Raw genomic sequence first — 17826 nt, 5'->3', positions numbered from 1 at the left:
CGGGCCGTCCCTGTACTCACCGAGGGAGACACGATGAGGCGACACAAACGCACGAGGGCTTCGGCTCGTCTGCTGGCCCTGTCGGCGGCGGTGCTGTCCGCCGCAGCAGCGGCCTTCACGTATACGGATGCAACCGGTGCCGCGGCACCGAACGAGGCGACGGGACGGAGCACGGTGCCTTCGTCCGTCTCCACCAGGACGGTCCGCTACGACTTGGGCAATGATGCCTGGCGCCTGCCACAGACCGGTCAACCGGTCGAGCTGACCGGGGTGGTGCACTATCCCGCCGACCTGGGCACGGGGCGGCATCCACTGATTGTGATGCTGCACGGCTTGCACGACACCTGCGCCGACCGGACGGCAGACACAGCGCGCACAGCTGCCGAGCACAATGGTGACGACGCCGGGTATGAAGCTGCCAATGCCAAGCTGTCCGCCTGGCCGTGTGCGTCGGGAACACCCGCCCTGCCCAGCGAGCGCGGATACGACTACCTGGGCCGCAGGTTGGCCGATCAGGGGTTTGTCGTCGTCTCGGTCGGCGCCAACGGCATCAACGCCTCCTCCGTGTGGGGGGATGACAACGCTGCCACGCGGGCGGATCTCATCAACCAGCATCTGCGCATGTGGCAGGAGCTCAGCTCCACGGGCAAGGGTGAGCTCGCCGGGAAGTTCGCCGACCCGGCGACCGGAGCGGCGCGACGCGTCGGCTTCGCCCACCACGTGGACATGGGCAACGTGGGGATCATGGGGCATTCCAGGGCGGGGGCCGGGGCCACCTGGCAGGCGGCTGACAGCCATCGAAGGCAGTGGCCCGAAGGCGTCGAGGTCAAGGCGGTGGCGGCTGTGGCGCCCGCCTACAACGTGATGACGGAGAACATGTCCGACTACACGATCACCAAGACCCCCTTCGCCACCTTTCGGGGAACATGCGACGGACAGGTCGGCGGTGAGGCACTCTGGTTCGCGGCCGACGCGGCCAAGGGGAACCGGAGCGGCTTCTACCGGTTCGCGATCCACGGGGCGAACCACAACTACTTCAACACGCAGTGGTCGCCTCAGAGCCGTCAGATCGCGGCCTCCGACGACGCCACACCGGTGGAAGGACACCCCGGGCAGTGCACTGACCGTGAGGGTGCGGCGCCCGCCAGGCAGCTGACCGAGCCGCAGCAGCGACATGTCGCCACCACGTACCTCGGTGTCTTCTTCCGCCGCTACCTCCTCGGCGACACCGGGCAGGACCAGGTACTGACGGGGGTGCGGCATCCCGACGCGGCCATCACCGATGTGGACGTCACCACCGCTGCTCCCTGAACGGCAGCCGTCCGCGTAAAGGGTTCTCCGTCGCGCATCGCCGGTCCACAGGACATTTCCTCGCCTCGTGTACGGGGGCAGCGACCACCTACGTGTGGGCCCCGGGTATCCGGCTCAGGCCGGGTCTTCCAGGGCTTGGATGAGGAGATGAGACAGCCGGCGGAACTCCTCGGTGTTGGCCCTGTCGAACTTCTCCAGTGCCGGAGCCAGCCGGGCCTCGATCTGGATGAAGGTCTCATCCATCACCTTGTGTCCCTTGGCCGTGAGATGGTTGTCCACCACCCGGCCCCGGGCCGGGGAGCGCTCCACCAGTCCCTCCTCCTGCAGGGTCCGGACGAGACGGCTGACGGCCTGCGGCGTGTGGACCGCGGCGCGCGCGAGCTCTGAAGCGGAGGCGCCGGGTGTCCGCTTCAGCTCCCGCAGCACCGTCCACTGCCCGAGGGTGAGCCCCAGAGGGTGGATGACCTGCTCGATCCGGTCGGCGAAGTGGTGCCGAATGATCCTGGACAGTGCACCGATTTCGATCCCCTGAGGCAGCGGGTCGCCCGAGTTCTTCATGGTTGACATGATACTCGTCGCGTTCTATATTGAACCAAAGTTCAATACGGTCCTGATTCCAGACCGGTCGGCTGCTCGCTCCAGCGATCGGGGTGTCAGTTTCAGGCCAGGGCACAGGTCCTGGGCCGGGCCGATCTGTGAAGTCGACTCGGCTTCCGCCTCTCCCCACGTCCGTATCCGGAGACAGAGCATGCCCGTGCCCGCAGCCGCCCGTGCCACACCGGAGTCAAACGCGCGACAGGAAGCCCTGCCCGGCTGGCTGGTCGTACTCCTGGCCACATCCTGCGGGCTGACCGTGGCCAACCTCTACTACGCCCAGCCGCTCCTGGAGATGCTGCGCCGGACCTTCCAGCTCCAGGACTCGACCGCCGGCCTGCTGATCACCCTGACCCAGCTCGGCTACGCCGCCGGTATGGCGTTTCTGGTCCCCCTCGGCGACCGCATCGAGAACTCCCGTCTGGTCTCCGTCCTGCTCACCGTCACGGCCCTGGCCATGGCCACCGGCGGCCTCGCCCCCACCTTCACCGTCCTGCTCATCGCCGCGCTCGTCGCGGGCGCCACCTCCGTCGTCGCACAGGTCCTCGTCCCCTACGCCGCCGGCCTCGCCCCCGCTCACCTGCGCGGCGCCGTGGTGGGCAAGGTCATGAGCGGACTGCTCGCCGGGATCCTGCTCTCCCGCACCGTCGGCAGCCTGCTCGCGGACGTCGCGGGCTGGCGCACCGTCTACCTGGTCTCCGCCGCCCTGATGGCGATCCTGGCCCTTGTCCTGCGCCGCGCGCTGCCCCACCGGGCCCCCACCAGCACCGATTCCTACACCGCGCTGCTGCGTTCCATGGCCCGCCTGATACGCGTGCACCCGCGGCTGCGCCGCCGGTCCTTCTATCACGCCTGCATGTTCGCCGCCTTCAGCGCGTTCTGGACGACCATCTCCTACGTCCTGACCGCCGCGCCGTACAACTACTCCCAGCTCCAGGTCGGCCTGTTCGCTTTCGTCGGCGCAGCCGGCGCGCTCGTCGCCCCTCTCGCGGGCCGCCTCGCCGACCGAGGGCTCGCCCACCGGCTCACCCCCGTGACCTGCCTGCTCGCCTTCGCCACCCTCATCTGGGCCGGCCTGGCCGCCCACCAGATCCTCGTCCTCGCCGCCGCCGCAGTCCTCCTGGACTGCGCCGTGCAGTGCTCCCTGATCTTCGGACAGCACACCATCTACCAACTCGACGCAGACGCCCGCGCCCGGATCACCAGCGTCTACATCGCCACCTTCTTCATCGGCGGCGCCATCGGCTCCCAACTCAGCACCCTTGCTTACCACTTGGGCAACTGGCATGCGGTCACCCTCACCGCGGCGGCCTTCCCCGTCATCGCCGCGCTCGCCTGGACCACCGACCGCACCCACACCAGCAGGAAGCGCCGGGCAGCAGGCACCACATGAAGCCTGCTCCGCCTGCCCTCGCCATCTTCGAGGCAAACTGCGCAGCCAGCAATCTCCCGGTCGACAGCCACCGTCAGCATCAACATGCTCACGAGAAGCCCATGACAGCTCCGACCCGGCCCAAGCTGGACGGCGTTGGTACGAGACCTGGCCCCATCTGGGTGTCTCTGCCTGTTCCTGGCCGCTACTGGTCACGCGCTGGTCACGTGTTGGCCGATGCGCTTCAACTCGTCAGGTCGGCCCCTGCGGGCTGCTGTGCCAGAGCTGATAGCTCACCGGTTTGGGCGGCTCGCGTGGAGGTCCATGAGTCCGTGACGCAGGGCGGTGGAGTTCCGCTTCAATGTCTAGCCCGCCCCCTCGTCACCCGGGCGGACAGGCGATGGCCCGGCAGCCGGCCATGCGCAACGGTGCCGTTCACGAGGTCCACTCACTGAAGCGACGGACGGCCAGGGCGACGAGACCCGTGCCCGTCCCGCCTGTGCTGGTGCGCATAGCGCGCGAGCACATAGAGAGTTTCGGTGTCGCACCCGATGGGCGCCTGTTCCGCAATGGTGCCGGAACTGCGTCGATCCTTCCGCGCACAACAACATCACATGGGGGTGTGCGTGCGAGGCGACATCGACTCTCGATGAACTCGCCCTTGGTCAGGGGTGGGGTAGCGGTGGGCCATGGCGGGAGTCACTGCGCACTCCACCCCGTGGCTCAAGATGCGCTCCAGAGAGGGCGCCTGAACAGGTGAAACACCTGTTCAGGCGCCCTTTCTCAGGCCCCTAGAAGAAGCCCAGCTTCTTCGGCGAGTACGACACCAGCAGATTCTTCGTCTGCTGGTAGTGATCCAGCATCATCCGGTGGTTCTCCCGCCCGATCCCCGACTGCTTGTAGCCCCCGAACGCCGCGTGGGCCGGGTAGGCGTGGTAGCAGTTGGTCCAGACGCGCCCCGCCCGGATGGCGCGGCCCGCGCGGTAGGCGGTGTTGGTGTCGCGGGTCCAGACGCCGGCGCCCAGGCCGTACGGGGTGTCGTTGGCCGTCTTGATGGCGTCGTCGAAGTCGTTGAAGGAGGTGACGGCGAGGACGGGGCCGAAGATCTCCTCCTGGAAGATGCGCATCCGGTTGTTGCCCTCGAAGATGGTCGGCTGGACGTAGTAGCCGCCCGCCAGTTCGCCGTCGTACTCGATGCGCTGACCGCCCGTCAGCAACTTGGCGCCTTCCTGCCGGCCGATGTCCAGATACGAGAGGATCTTCCGGAGCTGGTCGTCGGACGCCTGCGCGCCGATCATGGTGTCCGTGTCCAGCGGGTTGCCGGGGACGATGGCCTCCGTACGGGCCACGGCGGCCTTCAGGAAATCGCCGTAGTTGCCGCTCTGGACGAGGGCGCGCGAGGGACAGGTGCAGACCTCGCCCTGGTTGAGGGCGAACATGGTGAAGCCTTCGAGCGCCTTGTCACGGAAGTCGTCGTCGGCGGCCCATACGTCGTCGAAGAAGAGGTTCGGGCTCTTGCCGCCCAGCTCCAGGGTGACCGGTTTGAGGTTCTGCGAGGCGTACTGCATGATCAGCCGCCCCGTCGCCGTCTCCCCGGTGAAGGAGACCTTCGCCACGCGCGGGCTGGACGCCAGCGGCTTGCCCGCCTCGGGGCCGAAGCCGTTGATGATGTTGACGACGCCGGGCGGCAGCAGATCGGCGACCAGGCTCATCCAGATGTGGATCGACGCCGGGGTCTGCTCGGCCGGTTTGATGACGACGGCGTTGCCCGCCGCCAGGGCCGGCGCCAGCTTCCAGGCCGCCATCAGGATCGGGAAGTTCCACGGGATGATCTGCGCCACCACACCCAGCGGTTCGTGGAAGTGGTACGCGACGGTGTCGTCGTCGATCTCGCTGAGCGTCCCCTCCTGCGCCCGCAGCGCGCCGGCGAAGTAGCGGAAGTGGTCGATGGCCAGCGGGATGTCGGCGGCCAGGGTCTCCCGTACCGGCTTGCCGTTCTCCCAGCTCTCCGCGACCGCCAGTTCCTCCAGGTGCGCCTCCATCCGGTCGGCGATCCGGTTCAGCACCCCGGCCCGGTCCGTCGCGGACGTCCTCGCCCAGCCGGGGGCAGCGCCGTGCGCCGCGTCCAGGGCCCGTTCCACGTCCTCGGCGGTGCCGCGGGCGATCTCGGTGAAGGGGCGGCCGTGGACCGGGCTGGGGTTCTCGAAGTACTGGCCGCGGGCCGGCGGAACGTACTCCCCGCCGATCCAGTGGTCGTAGCGGGACTCGTACGAGACGATGGCGCCCTCGCTGCCGGGCGCTGTGTACCGGGTCATCTCCGTGGCCTCCCGAATTCCGCGCCGCCCGCCGTCGGACGACGCCCGCCCCGCACGCTAGGCACCCGTACGTTGCGAGCGGGTTGCCCGAGCGGCGGCGGGCCGGATCAGGCGGGGCCGTGCTTGATCAGATCGGCGCACTTCTCACCGATCATCATCGTGGTGATGCACGGATTGACCGCGGGCAGAAACGGCATCACCGACGCGTCCGCCACCCGCAGTCCGCCGACCCCCTTGACCCGCAGCGACGGATCCAGCGGTGAGTCCGGATCGCCCGGGGCCCCCATCCGCACCGTGCCCGCCGGGTGGTAGACCGTGTTGTGCGTGGCGCGGATGTACGAGAACAACTCCTCGTCGGAGCGCGCCGCCGGTCCCGGCGCCAGCTCCGCACCGGTCCACTCCGCCATCTCCTCCTGACCGGCGATCTCCCGGGCCAGCCGCAGCCCGTACGTCATCACCCGGATGTCGTGCTCGTGCGTGAAGTAGCGCGGATCGACCTCCGGCTTGTCCCGGAAGTCGCGGCTGCGCAGCCGTACCGTCCCCCTCGACCTGGCCCGGGTGACGTTCGGGGTGAGACAGAACGCGTTGTCGGTGGTCGGATAGCCGCGCCGGTAGGTGTTGAGGTCGAAGGGGACCGAACCGTAGTGGAACATCAAGTCCGGCCGGTCCAGGCCCGGTTCGGTACGGGCGAAGATCCCGATCTCCCACCACTGCGTGGAGGTGGTGACCATGGGCCGCTTCGCCTCCCACATGATCACGCCCTCCGGATGGTCCTGGAGGTGCGAGCCGACCCCGGGGGAGTCCACCCGTACGTCGATCCCGCTGTCGCGCAGATGCTCGCCGGGGCCGATGCCCGACAGCATCAACAGCTTCGGCGAGTCGATGGCCCCGCAGCAGACGATCACCTCGCGCCGCGCCGTGAGCGCGCCCGTGTGGATGGTGTCCGGCTCCAGATACTCGACACCCGTACACCGCCCGCCCGCACCGAACGTCAGCCGTTGGGCCTGGAGCCCGGTACGGATCTCCAGATTCGGCCGACTGCCCAGGACCGGGTGCAGATACGACACCGAAGCGGACGAACGGGTGCCGTCCTCCCGGGCGTTGATCTGGAACCAGTGCGCACCGCGCACCACCGTCGTACCGGTGTTGAACGGGGTGACGGGGATCCCCGTCGCGGCGCACGCGGCCAGCAGCGCCCGGCCGCACGGATCGTTCGGCGGTACGGTCCTGATGGTGACCGGTCCCGAGCGGCCGTGGTGGTCCCCGGGCGCGTCGTTGCTCTCCAGCCGCCGGTAGAGCGGGAAGCAGTCCGCCGCGCTCCAGCCCGTACAGCCCAGCGCGCCCCACTCGTCGAGGTCCTCGGCCGGTGCCCAGAAGGCGATGCAGGAGTTGTGCGACGAGCAGCCGCCGAGCACCTTCGCGCGGGCGTGCCGCAGGAAGCTGTTGCCGTTGACCTGCGGTTCCACGGGGTAGTCCCAGTCGTAGCCGGACTCCAGCAGGGCCATCCACCGGTCCAGCCGCAGAATGCTCTCGTCACCCACGTCCGAGGGCCCGGCCTCCAGCACGCACACACTGACGTCCGGGTCCTCGCTCAGCCGCGCCGCGACGACCGACCCGGCCGTACCGCCCCCGACCACCACATAGTCGAACGTGTCGAACGTGTGGACTGTGCTGTCCGTGTTGTCCGCCGGTGTCGGTGACATCGCCGCTCCAGTTCAGTGGGACCGAAGTTCAGTGGGACCGAAGTTCATCGGGGCCCGAAGTTCCTTGGGAACGGTGGGCTTCGAGCGTTCCGGTGCGCCCGCGCTGGACGAACCAGTAGTAGGCGAAGCCGCCGACCGCGACGATGCCCACGAAGAGGAACGCGCCCCAGCGCAGATACCAGTGGTGCGGACCGGTCGCGTTGTAGACCTCGGGGCGTGGCCAGGCGAGGTTGATCGACATGGCGAGCCCCCACAGCACGGCCAGGATATTGACGGGAAGGCCGAACCGGCCGAGCGAGAAGTGCCCCTCGGCCGGCTTCCAGTCGCCGCGCAGCCGGCGGATCAGCATGGGCGTCGTGACCAGCAGATAGGCCACATAGATCATGATGATCGCGATGCTGGTGATCACCGAGAAGATCTGCGGCTGATTGATGTTGATCACCAGAATGCAGATCCCCACGATCCCGATGAAGATCGCCGGCACCACCGGCGTACCGAAGCGCGGGCTGACCCTGGCGATCAGCGAGGACGCGGGCAGGCAGTTGTCCCTGGCCATCGCGAACGCCAGCCGGATGCCGGCCGCGTGCACCGCCAGCGCGCACACGGTGATGGCGACGACCACACACCACAGCACGATCTGGCCGATGGTCGATCCGAGGGTGGAGAGCACCACGTACTGGAGCCCGTCCGCCGACAGGCTCTTGGAGTGCAGATCCGGTACGGACAGCAGCGCGAAGAGCAGGATGAGCCCACCGATCAGGAACGACGCGATGAGCGCCCGCAGGATCGCGCGCGGCGCGTTGCGGCTCGGGTTGTGCGACTCCTCGCCGAGCGAGGACGCCGTGTCGAACCCGTACATCACATACGCGGAGGCGAGCGAAGCGGTCAGGAACGCCCCGAAGTAGCCTAGCGATTCGCCGGATCCGAATCCGTTCGTGCTGACGACCGCGGCCGGGCCCCGGGTGATGTGCGCGGCCAGCAGGCCGATCAGCACGACGGCGGCGATCAGCTCGATCATCACACCCGCGGAGTTGATCCGGGCCATCAGCTTCACCCCGAAGGCGTTGACCAGGGTGGTGAAGAGGATCAGGACGGTGCCCAGCAGTACGGCGTTCTTCGCCGCGTCCGTCGCTCCGCGTCCGTCGCCGACGAACTGGAAGGCGCTGGAGATCTGCGGCAGCGTGATCTGGTAGGCGAGGGCGACCGCGGCGAGGGAGACCATGGTCGCCGTCACCATCATCCAGCCGCCGAGCCAGCCCACATGCGGTCCGCCGAGCTTCTTGGACCAGTTGTAGATCGAACCGGCGACGGGATAGCGGGCGGCCAGCTCGCAGAAGCACAGGGCCACCATCAGCTGCCCCAGGAACACCATCGGCCACGACCACCAGTAGCCGGGCCCGGCGAACTTGACGCCGAAGTAGAACAGCTGGAACGTGCCGGTCAGGATCGAGATGTAGCTGATCCCGGCCGCGAAGGTGTGGAAGTTGCCGAGGGTGCGCTTCAGTTCGGGCTTGTAGCCGAACTCCTTGAGACCCTGGTCGTCGTCCTGGCTCTGGATCTCCTCGGCGGTACGGCGACCGGCCGCGGCATCACCGGCATCCCCGGCATCCGGCGGATCCGGCGGATCCGGCGGATCCGGCGGATCCGGGGGATCCGGGGGATCCGGAGAATCGGGCGGATCCGAGGGGCCGTCGCGGGCGCCGCTCACTCGAACCACCTCAACGGCTTCGGGGCGAGGTTGCGCCACACGTGTTTGGTCTCCTGGTACTCGGCCAGCCCCGCCGGGCCCAGCTCGCGCCCGAAGCCGGACTGCTTCATCCCGCCCCACTCCGCCTGCGGTACGTACGGCTGGAAGTCGTTGATCCATACGGTTCCGGCGCGCAGCCGCGAGGCCACCCGGTGCGCCCGGCCGACATCCCCCGACCAGACCGCGCCGGCCAGTCCGTACACGGTGTCGTTGGCCAGCGCGAGCGCCTCGCGCTCGTCGCGGAACCGTTCGACGGTGAGCACCGGGCCGAAGGACTCGTCGCGTACGACGGACATCCCGGGCGTGCACTCGTCCAGCACCGTCGGCAGGTAGTAGAAGCCGTCCCGCAGCGCCGGGTCCTTCGGCCGGGCGCCGCCGCACCGCAGCACCGCGCCCTCCGCGACCCCGGCCGCGACATACGCCTCGACCTTGGCGCGGTGCTCGGCGGAGATCAGCGGCCCGGTGCGGGCGTGCTCGTCGAACGGGCCGCCCAGCGGGATCGCCCGGGCCCGGGAGACCACGTCCTCGACGAACGCGTCGTGCAGATCGTCCTGGACCAGCAGCCGCGCCCCGGCCGAACAGACCTGTCCCGAGTGGAGGAAGACCGCCGTCAGGGCGTAGTCGACCGCGGCCTCGTAGTCGGCGTCGGCGAAGACGATGTTGGGATTCTTGCCGCCCAGCTCCAGTGCGATCCGCTTCACGGTCGGGGCGGCGGCGGCCATGATGCGCCGCCCGGTGACCAGACCGCCGGTGAACGACACCAGGTCGACCCGGGGATCCTCGGTGAGCGGCGCGCCCACGGCCGGGCCCGCGCCCAGGACGAGATTCGCGGCCCCGGCCGGCAGCCCGGCCTCGCTCAGCAGCCGCATCAGCAGGACGGCGGTGTGCGGGGTCAGCTCACTGGGCTTGAGGACGAAGGTGTTGCCCGCGCCGAGCGCGGGGGCGACCTTCCACGCGGTCTGAAGCAGCGGATAGTTCCACGGGGTGATCAGCGCGCACACACCGACCGGCTCGTGGACCACCCTGCTGTCCACCCCGGGATCTCCGGTGTCGACGACCCGGTCCGTGCCGCCCGCGGCCGTCAGGGCGCCGAAGTAGCGGAAGCAGTTCGCGATGTCGTCCATGTCGTACTCGCTCTCCACGAGCCGCTTCCCGGTGTCCAGGGACTCGGCTCTGGCGAGTGCCGCCTTGTCGCGTTCCAGCAGGTCGGCGACGCGCAGCAGCAGCCTGCCGCGCTCCGAAGCCGGGGTCGACGGCCAGGGGCCGTCGTCGTACGCCTCCCTGGCCGCGCCGATCGCCGCCGCCGCGTCCTCGGGCCCCGCCTCGTCCACGGTCGCGACCAGGGTGCCGTCGGCGGGGCAGCGGATCTCCCGGGTCCGCCCGCCCGCGGCCGAGGTCCAGGTGCCACCGATGAACAGCTCCGGCATGACGGCTCCTCCGGGTCGGCCACGGAATCGGGCGGAGCGTGCCGGGACGGCCCCGCGGGTATCCGGGCCGCGCCGCGATGCTCCATGCACCGACAGTAAGGAGATAAGTCCGGATCCGCCTGTGGGGCGGGGCCGGTGCGCCGGCCCGCCGGGACGTCGGAGGGCCACGCCGGCAGGGCCTCAGTGGCGCTGCCAGGCGTCCAGTTCGCGTACCCGCGCGAGCGCCGCGGGACGCTGCGGTACGGGGAGAGCCGAGGCGAGCGCCCGCCACACCGGCAGATCGTCCTCGCCCCACGGGCTGTACGCCCAGTCGGCCAGCAGCCCCGGGTCGCCCCGGGCGATCAGCGCCGCCCGCAACTGGTCCGCCAGGCGCCGTCGCAGCCGTACCACCGTCGGCGCCTGCGAGCCGGGCAGCAGCGGACCCGCGTACGCGCTCATCGCCGAGGTCAGCGCCCCGGACGCCAGATTGCGGGCCACGGCGGCGAAGTCCGCCTCGACCGGCCCGGCCAGCCGGTAGGGGCGCGAACGCAGCAGCCCGGGACCGAGCAGCGCGCGCAGCCGGGAGAGTTCGGCGCGCGGGGTGACGGGGGTGACCGATCCCTCCTCGTACAGCTCCATCAGCAGTTCGTCCCCGGTGATCCCCTCCGGGCGGTGCGCCAGCAGGGTGAGGATCTCGCTGTGCCGGGGGCTCAGCCCGATCTTCCGGCCGTCCGCCACGAGCAGCGCCTCGGGCCGGCCCAGCGCCGACAGCCGTACGGTTCCGGTCGCCGGCGCCGGGGCGGCCAGGGCGAGCTGTGACTCGGCGGCCCGCGCCACCGCGCCGACGAAGGCGAGGCTGTGCGGATGGGCGAGCCGGTCGCCGCCCGTGATATCGACCGCGCCCAGCAGCCGGCCGGTGCACGGATCGTGGACGGGTGCCGCCGCGCAGGTCCAGGGATGCGCCGGCCGCTGGAAGTGCTCGGCGGCGAAGACCTGTACGGGCCGGTCGACGGCGATCGCCGTGCCGGGCGCGTTCGTACCGGTCGCCGCCTCCGCCCAGCGCGCACCCGGCACGAAGTTCATCCGGCAGGCCAGCAGCCGGGTCGCCCGGTGCCCCTCGACCCAGAGCAGCCGGCCGTGCGCGTCGCACACCGCCATCAGATGCTCGCCGTCCATGGCGTAGCCGCCCATCAGCTCACGGAAGAGCGGCATCACCCGGGACAGCGGATGGGCGTCGCGGTACGCGGCGAGTTCGTCGTCCGGCAGCTCCACGTGCGCGGTGCCCTCGGGGCGCACCCGGGCCCGCGCCGAGCGTCGCCAGGAGTCCGCGACCACCGGCCGCACGGGCCGCTCGACCCGCCCCGCGCTCGCGTACGACTCGTAGGCCCGGCGCAGCGCACCCCGGCGCCGCGCCGGATCGGCGCCCGCCTCCAGTGCCACCCAGGTGTCCGTCAACGACGCCTCCCCGGTCGGACCTCGCGGGACGGGAACATCGTCGCCCGGCCGGCCGGGCGGGGCAAGCGTTCCGCACACCCCGGCGGACCCGGGCGGCCGGGGTGTGCCGGTGACAGAGGCCCGACGGACGCACGGGTCACTCGGCGGCCGGAGCCGCCAATACCGCCAGAGCCGCCGAAGGATCGTGGTCGCCCGGTCCCGCCGGGGACCACCGGCCGCCCTCCTCGCGGTAGGGCCACCAGCGCCCGTCGGGCCCGTAGCGCAGCTCCGCCGGAGCTTCGCGCTCCGCCTTTGTGCCGGTCACGCTCCAGCGGCTCGCGCCCGCGCCCGCGTGGCGCGGTGCCGGCCCGTCGCCGTCCTCCCGGGCCGCGTCGAGGGCGGCCTGCGCCCGGACGAGCGCCGCCGGGTCCGGAGTCCACTCCTCGTCCAGTACGGCCAGACCCTCGGCGCCGCCGTACCGCCACGCGCGCACCGCGAGGTCCAGCTCCTGCGGTGGCCGGCCCCCACCCGCCGCGAGCCGTCCCGCGACGGACGTACCGGTGTGCCCGGTGGGCCGCCCGGTGGGCGGGGGAGCGGTCGCGGCCAGCCGTATGCAGTCCTGACGGATCGTCAATTCAGTTTCGAGCGGCTGCTGTTCATGGTCCGGACGGAGTGCGTCGGAGAGCATCCGCAGAGCGCGTGCCGCCGTGGCCGAGGCCAGGAACTCCAGCGCCCCCGCGTCGACACCGGCCGGCGGCGCGCCCTCCGTGTCCAGGGACGGCGGCTGTCCCGGCTCCGGCGGCAAGGGCGCGGGAGCCGGCAGCGGCGGCACCACGTCCCGCGCGGCGAAGGCCGTCACGGCGTCCACCCCGGCCGGAGCCCCGCTGCCCGCCCCTGCCCCGCCGTCCGCCGGAGTTCCGTCCGCCGCCGGTGCGCCGCTCTCCGCCAGTGTGCCGCGCCGCTGGAGCGCGTCGAGAAACGCGCTCTCGCTCCGGCCGCGCAACAGCAGCAGCACGAACGGATCCTGGTCCAGCAGCCGCGCCAACTGGTAGCAGAGCGCGGCCGAATGCGGACAGTGGTCCCACGCCCCGCAACCGCACTCCGGCTCCAGATCGCCCATGCCCGGCAGCAGTTCCACCCCCGCGCCCGCCGCGTCCTCCACCAGGTGCGGCGGCATGTCCCGGTCGAGCAGCGCCGCGACATGGCCGGCCCGGTCCGCCGCCAGTGTCACGAACCGGTCCCACTCCTCGTCGGTCAGCCGCCGCAGCAGTACGTCGCTGCGGTGCGCCGAGCCGTCCCTGTCCCGTACGACGGCGGTGATCCGGCCCGGCCGTACCGAGACGGCGCCGACCGCCCCCTCCCTGGCCCGCGCACGTCCCTTCCGCAGCTGCGCGCCGTCCATCGCGGCGTCCTCCAGCGCCTTCAGCCATGCCCGGCCCCACCAGGTGACCGCGAAACCCCGGCCGGGGGCGGGCGGTGGCGCGGCGAAGGTGCGCGCCTCGTCGTCGGCCGTACGATCCGCAGCGTTCATCGCGCACTCCCTCGCAGCTCCACCAGATCCGCCAGCTCGGCGTCGGTCAGTTCGGTCAGGGCGGCCTCGCCGGAGCCCAGCACGGCGTCGGCCAGCCGCTGTTTGCGCGCCAGCATGTCGGCGATCCGGTCCTCGATCGTGCCCTCGGTGATCATCCGGTGCACCTGTACGGGCCGGTCCTGGCCGATCCGGTACGCGCGGTCCGTCGCCTGTGCCTCGACGGCGGGGTTCCACCAGCGGTCGAAGTGCACGACATGCTCGGCGCGGGTGAGGTTGAGCCCCGTGCCCGCCGCCTTCAACGACAGCAGGAAGACGGGGATCCCGCCGTTCTGGAAGCTGTCGACCATGGCCTCGCGCTCGGGAATCGGAGTGCCCCCGTGCAGGAACAGTGTCGGCACCCCGCGCGCCGCCAGATGCTCCTCCAGCAGCCGCGCCATCCGTACGTACTGGGTGAAGACCAGCACACTCGCCCCCTCCGCCAGGATGGTGCCGAGCAGCTCGTCCAGCAGCTCCAGCTTGCCGGAGCGGTCCGCGAGCCGCGGCTGTTCCTCCTTCAGATACTGCGCGGGGTGGTTGCAGATCTGCTTGAGCGAGGTCAGCAGCTTGACGATCAGCCCGCGCCGCTCGATGCCGGCCGCCCCGGCGATCGCCGCGAGGGTCTCCCGTACCACCGCCTCGTACAGCCCGGCCTGCTCCCCGGTGAGGGAGACGGCCCGGTCGGTCTCGGTCTTGGGCGGCAGCTCGGGCGCGATGCCCGGGTCGGACTTGCGGCGGCGCAGCAGGAACGGCCGGATCAGGGCGGCGAGCCGCTCGGCCGCCGCCGGGTCCTCGCCGCGCTCGACGGACCGGGCGTAGCGCGTACGGAACGTGCCGAGGCGGCCCAGCAGCCCGGGGGTCGTCCAGTCGAGGAGCGCCCACAGCTCGGAGAGGTTGTTCTCGACGGGCGTGCCGGAGAGCGCGACCCTGGCGCGGCCGCCGATGGTGCGCAGCTGCCGGGCGGTCGCCGAGTACGGGTTCTTGACGTGCTGCGCCTCGTCGGCGACGACCAGGCCCCAGTCGACGGCGGCGAGCCTCGCCGCGTCCAGCCGCATCGTGCCGTACGTGGTGAGCACGAACTCGCCGTCCACCAGGGCCTCCAGGGTGCGCGAGGCGCCGTGGAAGCGGCGTACGGGCGTGCCCGGGGCGAAGCGTTCGATCTCCCGCTGCCAGTTGCCCATCAGCGAGGCGGGGCAGACGACCAGGGTCGGACCCGCCGCCGCCGGATCGGTCCCGCGGTGCAGATGGAGCGCGATGAGGGTGATGGTCTTGCCCAGCCCCATGTCGTCCGCGAGACAGCCGCCGAGCCCGAGCGAGGTCATGCGGTGCAGCCAGTTCAGGCCGCGCAGCTGGTAGTCGCGCAGCGTAGCGGCGAGCGCCGGGGGCTGTCCGATCCGCTGCTCCGCCCGCTCGGGGTCGGCGAGCAGATCGCGCAGGGCCGCGAGGGCGCCCGTGGCCCGGACCTCCACGCGGCGGCCGTCGGCCTCGGTGGAGCCGGTCAGTACGGCTTCGAGCGCGTCGACCGGCGTCAGCGTGCGATCCCGGCTCTCCCGGGCGCGGCGGGCCTGCGCCGGATCGATCAGCACCCACTGGTCGCGCAGCCGGACGACGGGACGGCTCGCCTCGGCGAGCCGGTCCAGCTCGGCGCGGTCGAGCCGCAGGTCGCCCAGCGCGAACTGCCAGGAGAAGGAGAGCAGGGCGTCGGCGGAGAGGAAGGACGGCAGGTCGCTCCCGGCCCGGTCGCTCCCGGCCCGGTCGCTCCCGGCCCGGTCGGTCGCCGGCGTGCCGCTCGCGACGTCCGGGCCCTCCCCGGCGGCGGGGAGGCCGATGGTCGCGCTCGTGGTGAGCGTGCGCGCCAAGTCCCGGGGCCAGTGCACCTGGACCCCGGTCGCGGCGAGCGCGTCCGACGCCTCACCGAGCAGCTCAGTGACGTCCTCGTCGGCGAGTCCGATCCCGTCCGGCACGGTGGCGGAGAGCAGCGGGGCCAGCGGCGGCCACGCCCGGGCGGCCCGGCGCAGCGCCAGCAGGGCGTCCATCCGGGCGCGCGGGCCGAAGGCCGTCCCCGCCGAGCCGGACCAGACGTCGCGCGCGTCCGCGACGGCTGCCGGATCGCTGACGCCGTGTATCTGGAGCACGGCGCGGAAGGACGTCACGGGCACGGCCGCCTCACCGCCGGGCGGGTCCGCGTCCGTGAGGCCGGGCAGCTCGACGCGGAGCGAGAGCCGTACGCCCGCGTCGTGCCCGGCGGCCACATCACCGGCCCAGCCGCGCAGTTCGGGAAAACGGCGGGGCGGCACGGCGGTGAAGGCCGGGCCGCCGACGGCGGTCGGCGCGCCCGGGGTGCGCGGCAGCCCGTCGATCACCGCGTCGAGGAAATCCCGCAGCAGTCTTTCGGGCTCCGGAAGGAGAAACGGTCCGGGGCCCGAGGCGTCCACCGGTACGGCGTGCGCGGTGGGCGGCATCGAGGCCGCGAGCGTACGGATCCGGTCGAGGTCAGCCGCGTCCAGCGGCCCGGCCCGCCACGCGTCGTGACCCGAGGCGGTGATGCCGGGCAACATCTTTCCCCGGGCGGCCAGTTGCAGCGCCAGCAGCGCGGCCGAGCCCCAGAAGGCGGCCGACGGCGAGACGTTCGCCGCGGCGCGCCCCCTGGTGAGCAGGGGGAGGGCGTCCGGCACCGGCATCGACAGCGCCTCGACCGTGCGGAGGCTGCCCTCGGCGTCGACGACGACGAGATCCTCCGGATCCTCCGTGTCGTCCCCGGCCGGTGCGTGGGCGGGTTCCGGGGAGCCGGCGGGGGACGGCGGCCGCGTACCGTCGGGGTGCCAGTAGGCGATCCGGCCCGCGCGGGCCGGGTCCGCGGGAAGAAAGACGGCGGAGCCGCGGGCGAGTCCGGCGATCCCGGAGAGTGTTGCCACAGGGAACCTGCGCACGGGAAAGTTGCACTCCTCAAGTTTGACTACTGCGGGGCAAGGCGGCCGAGGGTACCCCATCAGCGCGGGCGCGCGGGCCCCGCGCCCCTGGTGACCCGGCTCACGACCCCGGTTGCCGGGGCCCCGCGCCGGTGCACTCAGCGACACCCGTGAGCCGCGTAAACCCCCCATGGGTTCCGGGGGATTGCCTCATGGTCCGCCGCGTCGCACCACCGTACGTTTCAAGAGGCCGAGCGCGGTCCGCGCGGCCCTTCCGCGCTTCTCTCCCCTTCCCGCTCTCCCGCCTCGCCCTGCCCTGCCGACAGACCGGAGACAGTCATGCCCCGAGCCGCCGCGGCCCCCGTCGTGGAGCCCGTACCCGGGTCCGTACCCGTACCCGCACCCGAGTCCGTACGCATGAGCGGCAGCGACTTCACGCCGCTCCTGAAGATGGTGAAGGAGCAGGGTCTCCTGGAGCGCCGGGCCGGCTGGTACCTCCGGGGCATCACCGTCAATCTGCTGCTGCTGGTCGCGATCGGCGCCGCGATGGCGCTGCTCGGCCCCTCCTGGTGGACGCTGCTGCTGGCCCCGCCCCTGGCGGTCCTGTCCGCACGGATGGCGTTCGTCGGGCATGACGCGGGACACGCGCAGATCACCGCCGACCGGAAGAAGGGGCGCCTCGTCCAGCTCGTCCACGCCAACCTGCTGCTCGGCATGAGCCAGGAGTGGTGGAACGACAAACACAACCGGCACCACGCCAACCCCAACCACATCGACAAGGACCCCGACGTGAAGGCCGACATCCTGGTCTTCGCCCAGCACCAGACCCGGGACCGGACCGGAGTGCGCCGCTGGCTCACCCGGCACCAGGCGTGGCTGTTCTTCCCGCTGACCACCCTGGAGGGGATCGCCCTCAAGGTGTACGGCTTCCAGGCCGTCTTCTCCCGCGAGAGCGACGGCGTGCCCCCGCGCCGCCGGGTGGTGGAGGGCGCGCTGCTCGTGGCGCACGTCGCCGGCTACGCGGCCCTGCTGCTCACCAACCTGACCGTCGGCCAGGCCGTCGTCTTCGCCCTGATCCACCAGATGCTGCTCGGCCTCCACCTCGGGATGGCGTTCGCACCCAACCACAAGGGCATGGAGATGCCCGGCCCCGAGAACAGCGACGTCTGGGGTCATCTGCGCCGGCAGGTCCTCACCTCGCGGAACATCCGCGGCGGAATCCTCACGGACTGGTTCCTCGGCGGGCTGAACTACCAGATCGAGCACCACCTCTTCCCCAGCATGCCCCGCCCCCACCTGCGGCTCGCCCAGCCGCTGGTACGGGCCCACTGCCGCGCCCTGGGGCTCCCGTACACCGAAACCGGACTCATCGACTCGTACCGTCAGGCACTCGGTCATCTGCACGAGGTCGGCGAACCGCTGCGCGCGGGCGCATAGTGGAACTGCCGGACGGCCGCGCACGTTCACT

The 17826-nt window shown here is 71.5% G+C and carries 11 protein-coding genes; 3 read left to right on the top strand and 8 right to left on the bottom strand.

Translation table 11 applies throughout. From position 1 onward, the window contains the following. The first annotated feature begins 90 nt into the window (after window positions 1–90). Window positions 91–1311, top strand: coding sequence for an alpha/beta hydrolase (locus OG627_RS01485; protein ID WP_329060592.1), 1221 nt, complete (start codon window positions 91–93; stop codon window positions 1309–1311). Window positions 1312–1425: 114 nt separating this feature from the next. Here the strand turns inward: OG627_RS01485 and OG627_RS01480 are convergent, their stop codons facing one another. After that, a complete protein-coding gene (locus tag OG627_RS01480; protein WP_329060590.1) occupies window positions 1426–1869 on the bottom strand; it encodes a MarR family winged helix-turn-helix transcriptional regulator in 444 nt (147 codons plus the stop codon). 190 nt (window positions 1870–2059) lie between these two features. Here OG627_RS01480 and OG627_RS01475 point away from each other — a divergent pair, with 190 nt between their 5' ends. Continuing rightward, window positions 2060–3298 carry an MFS transporter gene (locus OG627_RS01475; protein ID WP_329060588.1) on the top strand — a complete coding sequence of 413 codons (1239 nt, stop codon included), beginning with the start codon at window positions 2060–2062 and terminating at the stop codon, window positions 3296–3298. A 770-nt stretch (window positions 3299–4068) separates the two neighbouring features. On the opposite strand, the gene exaC is transcribed toward OG627_RS01475, so the two are convergent. The 7 genes from exaC to OG627_RS01440 all read right to left on the bottom strand — a co-directional run bounded on the left by exaC (window position 4069) and on the right by OG627_RS01440 (window position 16379). Then, window positions 4069–5592, bottom strand: a complete 1524-nt coding sequence (gene exaC, locus OG627_RS01470; RefSeq protein ID WP_329060586.1) for an acetaldehyde dehydrogenase ExaC — start codon at window positions 5590–5592, stop codon at window positions 4069–4071. A 107-nt stretch (window positions 5593–5699) separates the two neighbouring features. Further along, the gene (locus OG627_RS01465; protein ID WP_329060585.1) at window positions 5700–7295 is read right to left on the bottom strand and encodes a GMC family oxidoreductase; all 1596 of its coding nucleotides are present in this window, start codon (window positions 7293–7295) and stop codon (window positions 5700–5702) included. A 28-nt stretch (window positions 7296–7323) separates the two neighbouring features. Beyond that, window positions 7324–8853 carry an APC family permease gene (locus tag OG627_RS01460; RefSeq protein ID WP_329072267.1) on the bottom strand — a complete coding sequence of 510 codons (1530 nt, stop codon included), beginning with the start codon at window positions 8851–8853 and terminating at the stop codon, window positions 7324–7326. A gap of 146 nt (window positions 8854–8999) precedes the next feature. After that, window positions 9000–10469: an aldehyde dehydrogenase family protein gene (locus tag OG627_RS01455; RefSeq protein ID WP_329060583.1), complete on the bottom strand. Its 1470-nt coding sequence runs from the start codon at window positions 10467–10469 to the stop codon at window positions 9000–9002. A gap of 180 nt (window positions 10470–10649) precedes the next feature. Further along, a complete protein-coding gene (locus OG627_RS01450) occupies window positions 10650–11903 on the bottom strand; it encodes a GAF domain-containing protein (RefSeq protein WP_329060581.1) in 1254 nt (417 codons plus the stop codon). Window positions 11904–12039: 136 nt separating this feature from the next. Continuing rightward, the gene (locus OG627_RS01445; RefSeq protein WP_329060580.1) at window positions 12040–13413 is read right to left on the bottom strand and encodes an SWF or SNF family helicase; all 1374 of its coding nucleotides are present in this window, start codon (window positions 13411–13413) and stop codon (window positions 12040–12042) included. Beyond that, complete coding sequence (locus OG627_RS01440; RefSeq protein ID WP_329060578.1) at window positions 13410–16379, bottom strand: SNF2-related protein; 2970 nt, start codon at window positions 16377–16379, stop codon at window positions 13410–13412. Before OG627_RS01440 ends, OG627_RS01445 begins: the two co-directional genes overlap by 4 nt. 318 nt (window positions 16380–16697) lie before the next feature. Between OG627_RS01440 and OG627_RS01435 the strand changes: the two genes are divergently transcribed. Further along, complete coding sequence (locus OG627_RS01435; RefSeq protein ID WP_443073404.1) at window positions 16698–17795, top strand: fatty acid desaturase family protein; 1098 nt, start codon at window positions 16698–16700, stop codon at window positions 17793–17795. Window positions 17796–17826: the final 31 nt, after the last annotated feature.

Origin of the sequence: Streptomyces sp. NBC_01429 (assembly GCF_036231945.1) — a bacterium.
Taxonomy (GTDB): Bacteria; Actinomycetota; Actinomycetes; order Streptomycetales; family Streptomycetaceae; genus Streptomyces.
The sequence above is the reverse complement of the archived record's forward strand: the minus strand, read 5'-3'. Positions and strand labels throughout refer to the sequence as shown.

What these genes read in the sequence shown, in the direction of transcription:
- OG627_RS01480 (WP_329060590.1), bottom strand. Translation starts at nt 1,869, where the DNA reads ATGAAGAACTCGGGCGACCCGCTGCCTCAGGGGATCGAAATCGGTGCA.
- OG627_RS01475 (WP_329060588.1), top strand. Translation starts at nt 2,060, where the DNA reads ATGCCCGTGCCCGCAGCCGCCCGTGCCACACCGGAGTCAAACGCGCGA.
- exaC (WP_329060586.1), bottom strand. Translation starts at nt 5,592, where the DNA reads ATGACCCGGTACACAGCGCCCGGCAGCGAGGGCGCCATCGTCTCGTAC.
- OG627_RS01465 (WP_329060585.1), bottom strand. Translation starts at nt 7,295, where the DNA reads ATGTCACCGACACCGGCGGACAACACGGACAGCACAGTCCACACGTTC.
- OG627_RS01455 (WP_329060583.1), bottom strand. Translation starts at nt 10,469, where the DNA reads ATGCCGGAGCTGTTCATCGGTGGCACCTGGACCTCGGCCGCGGGCGGG.
- OG627_RS01445 (WP_329060580.1), bottom strand. Translation starts at nt 13,413, where the DNA reads ATGAACGCTGCGGATCGTACGGCCGACGACGAGGCGCGCACCTTCGCC.
- OG627_RS01435 (WP_443073404.1), top strand. Translation starts at nt 16,698, where the DNA reads ATGCCCCGAGCCGCCGCGGCCCCCGTCGTGGAGCCCGTACCCGGGTCC.